The organism is Streptomyces sp. NPDC111516, assembly GCF_055635345.1.
On record NZ_JBVKBV010000072.1, the window covers coordinates 1 to 1,988 of the forward strand.

Here is a 1,988-nt window from a genome sequence, read left to right on the forward strand (position 1 = left end):
ACTCGGACACTGGCCTGGGATTACGCCGCCGACATCAGTCGGCCTCCTTTCCGCGCAACCGCTCGTTGCGTGCGCCTTCGTGTCGCACTCTGGTCGTGCATGCGGCCCGGGCCGCACGGCGCCGGACCACAGTGTGCGCCCCTGGTGAGTTCGCACTTCGGCCCGGCCCCGGCCTGCCGTCGGCGGGCACCGTGGCGCCGCTCACGCAGCGCGGACTCCCGCCGGGTCTGCCACCGAGGGGCCAACTCCTTGATCGAACCGCCGAGATGTGCGCGGAAGATGCCGGTAAAGGCAGGATGGGACAAGGTCGCACGGGCCCACCTCTTCTTGTTCACACTCGAAGAACCCGTGCGGCCCCCTCCACGTCACGGCCACGCCGATCTTCAACTGCCGACAACGTCGTCAGCCGAGGATGAGCGGGAGCTTTGCGGCGAGATCGCCCAGAGCAGCCCTCTCAGCGTCGGTCAGCGTGCGACGTCCGGTGCCGATCAGCAGCGCGTCCTTGTCGGAGAACGAGGCGGGAAACGGGGTCCCGGCGATCTTCTCCAGCGACGCGCGGGCCGCGGCGAGGGTCTCGGCGAGCGGCTCGGCGGCCGACGGCAGATACGCGATCAGATCGAGGTGGTGCAAGGTCCATTCGAGCACGTACGCGGACAGGTAGTCGCCGACGGTCAGCACCTTGTCCTGGGTGCTGACGCGGAGGGCGGGATCGGCGAGTTCGGCGGCCCGGCCCGCGGCGGAACCGACGTCGTCGAGGTGGAACTTGAGCCACCGCGGCTCGCCGTATGCGGCGGCCAGCCGGGGGATCAGCGCATCGAGGGGGTCCTCGCCGGTCGGTGGTTCGGCGAGTAGGTCCCAGTAGCTGACCGAGTCCGCGGTCGGTTCGGTTTCGGCGGGCGTGACCAGGGTGATCAGGACGTCCTGGGCGTCGATGACCAGGTGGCAGACCAGGTCCCGCACGAGCCAGCCGGTACAGCCGGACGGCCGCTCGAAGTCCTCGTCCGGCAATTCGGCGACCGCCGTGCGCAACGCCGTCCAAGAACGTGAGAAGAGATCCATTACGGCACCGTAAGCCGGACTCGGAACGACGGACAAGCGAATTCGGACAGTCGGCTCGTGTACCTAACCGATCTTCCGTGACGTCTTACGGGCTGCCCCGCGATCAATCGCGGGGCAGCCCGTAACCGGACAGCGGGGTTGTGAGTTCGGGTGGGTGCGCGAGATCGTTCGAGGCGATACTGCCGGTGTCGTCTGTTGGAGGACCTCCATGACCGATCTTGCGCCCGCGTCGCTGCCCGCCCCGCCCTACTACGCCGTGGTGTTCACCGCCATGCGGACCACTGGCGACAACGGCTATGGGGAGACAGACGAGCGGTTGCTGAAACTGGCTGCCGACCAGCCGGGATTCCTCGGTGTCGATTCCGCTCGCGGTGCGGATGGCCTGGGAATCACGGTGTCGTACTGGAGGGACGAGGACTCGATTGCCGCTTGGCGGGATCACGCAGAGCACGTCCTGGCCCGTGCGCACGGACGCGAGCACTGGTATGCCTCGTTCTCGCTCCACGTGGCCAAGGTCGAGCGCGCCTACGGGTTTACCCGCCCGGCAGATTTGTAGGTGCCACCGGCGCCCATCCTCGTGATCATTCATGCGGGATGATTCCGGTATGTGTGGTGGCGATGGGCTGTTCGAGGTCGAGCCGGTCGAAGCGAAGCGGCCGCAGGCGCGTGCGGCGGCGGTGGACAAGCGGTTCCGGCATTCGACCCGCACCAGGTGTTGCTGCTGCCCCGTCGCCGGACGACTGGCTGCCCGAGGACCACCTGGCCCGGATCGTCGCCGACCTGGCCGACCAGGCGCTCGACCTCTCGCCGATCCTGGCCGACTAGTAGCAATATCGGTGTTTTAGTGCTGCGTCCGTGGGGTTGGGGCTGTTTTGGTGGGCTTGGCAAGGACGACGACGGGGGTGTCCGGGCGAGGCGGATTGTTGTGT

At 67.6% G+C, this 1,988-nt stretch carries 3 protein-coding genes; 2 read left to right on the forward strand and 1 reads right to left on the reverse strand.

Translation table 11 applies throughout. The annotated features are described in order from the left end of the window. Nucleotides 1–402: 402 nt before the first annotated feature. A complete protein-coding gene (locus ACZ7L9_RS38065) occupies nt 403–1,059 on the reverse strand; it encodes a maleylpyruvate isomerase N-terminal domain-containing protein (RefSeq protein WP_471422097.1) in 657 nt (218 codons plus the stop codon). Nucleotides 1,060–1,267: 208 nt separating this feature from the next. Here ACZ7L9_RS38065 and ACZ7L9_RS38070 point away from each other — a divergent pair, with 208 nt between their 5' ends. Together ACZ7L9_RS38070 and ACZ7L9_RS38075 are read left to right on the forward strand one after the other, a co-directional pair. Next, nucleotides 1,268–1,615: an antibiotic biosynthesis monooxygenase family protein gene (locus ACZ7L9_RS38070; RefSeq protein ID WP_471422098.1), complete on the forward strand. Its 348-nt coding sequence runs from the start codon at nt 1,268–1,270 to the stop codon at nt 1,613–1,615. Nucleotides 1,616–1,725: 110 nt separating this feature from the next. Next, nucleotides 1,726–1,884: a hypothetical protein gene (locus ACZ7L9_RS38075; RefSeq protein ID WP_471422099.1), complete on the forward strand. Its 159-nt coding sequence runs from the start codon at nt 1,726–1,728 to the stop codon at nt 1,882–1,884. Nucleotides 1,885–1,988 lie beyond the last annotated feature (104 nt).

Coding starts and splice junctions, on each gene's coding strand:
- ACZ7L9_RS38065 (WP_471422097.1), bottom strand. CDS start 1,059: ATGGATCTCTTCTCACGTTCTTGGACGGCGTTGCGCACGGCGGTCGCC.
- ACZ7L9_RS38070 (WP_471422098.1), top strand. CDS start 1,268: ATGACCGATCTTGCGCCCGCGTCGCTGCCCGCCCCGCCCTACTACGCC.